The 1,034-nt window shown below is 58.8% G+C and carries 1 protein-coding gene; it reads left to right on the forward strand.

Translation table 11 applies throughout. The annotated features are described in order from the left end of the window. Positions 1 to 80: 80 nt before the first annotated feature. A protein-coding gene (locus ACFSNB_RS18695; RefSeq protein ID WP_377319326.1) for an IS630 family transposase occupies positions 81 to 1,018 on the forward strand; the annotation gives its coding sequence in 2 pieces (ribosomal slippage) (positions 81 to 407 and positions 410 to 1,018; 936 coding nt in all). Positions 1,019 to 1,034: the final 16 nt, after the last annotated feature.

Below are 1,034 nucleotides of genomic sequence, written 5' to 3' on the forward strand. Positions count from 1 at the left end.
AGGTCGAATCGAGAAAAGGATTCACAACACTTAAAAAGTGTGATTCAAGCTTGTGGCTGGGTTAAGGAGGCCAGCCATGAATGCGCCCCTATTCAGAAGATCTTCGGGAACGGATCGTTCGTGCGGTTGAAGGCGGCATGTCTCGCAATGCGGCGGCCAAGCATTTCGATGTGGCTGTCAGTACCGTCGTGAAACTTCTTCAGCTTTGGACGGCGACTGGCAGCGTCAAATCCGCGCAATTCGGTGGCTGGAAGAAGCCCCTGCTGACTGGACACGAAGAACTCATCCGCTCTCTGGTGGCCGAGAACAGCGACATCACGATCAAGGAACTTGTCGTCCGTCTGGAAGCCGCAGGGATCGAGACGAAGCGCTCGACCCTTGGCGCCTTTTTGCAGCGCCTCGGGCTGACGCGAAAAAAAAGACCGCGCATGCCGCCGAGCAAGAACGGGAAGACGTTGCCCAAGCCCGTTCCGAATGGCGGGCGGAACAGCCCGGGTTAAGGCTGGAACGCTTGGTGTTCCTGGATGAAACCTGGACGACAACCAACATGGCGCGGCGCTACGCGCGGTCAGCCAAAGGAGAACGGGCTGTAGCCGCCGTTCCGCATGGACACTGGACGACGACAACCTTTCTTGCGGCCCTGCGGCATGACCGGATTACGGCCCCTTGCGTCTTTGACGGCGCCATCAACGGCAAGCGGTTCCTTGCCTGGGTCCAGCAAGCCCTGGTTCCGACGCTCGAGCCCGGGGACATCGTCATTATGGACAACCTGGGCTCTCACAAGGTTGCTGGGGTGCGCGAGGCTATCGAGGCGGCTGGAGCGACAGTTCGCTACCTCCCGCCCTACAGCCCCGATATGAACCCCATCGAGCAGGTTTTCGCCAAGCTCAAGGCCATCCTCCGTCGGATTGCCGCACGGTCCGTCGAGGCCCTGGAGCAAGCCATCGCCTCCGCCCTCAGCGACTTTTCCTCCGACGAATGTCAAAATTACATCAAAAATAGTGGCTATTCGATCTAACCGGGAAATGCTCTAG

The sequence above is a fragment of the Phaeospirillum tilakii genome, assembly GCF_042683125.1.
Taxonomy (GTDB): domain Bacteria; phylum Pseudomonadota; class Alphaproteobacteria; order Rhodospirillales; family Magnetospirillaceae; genus Phaeospirillum; species Phaeospirillum tilakii.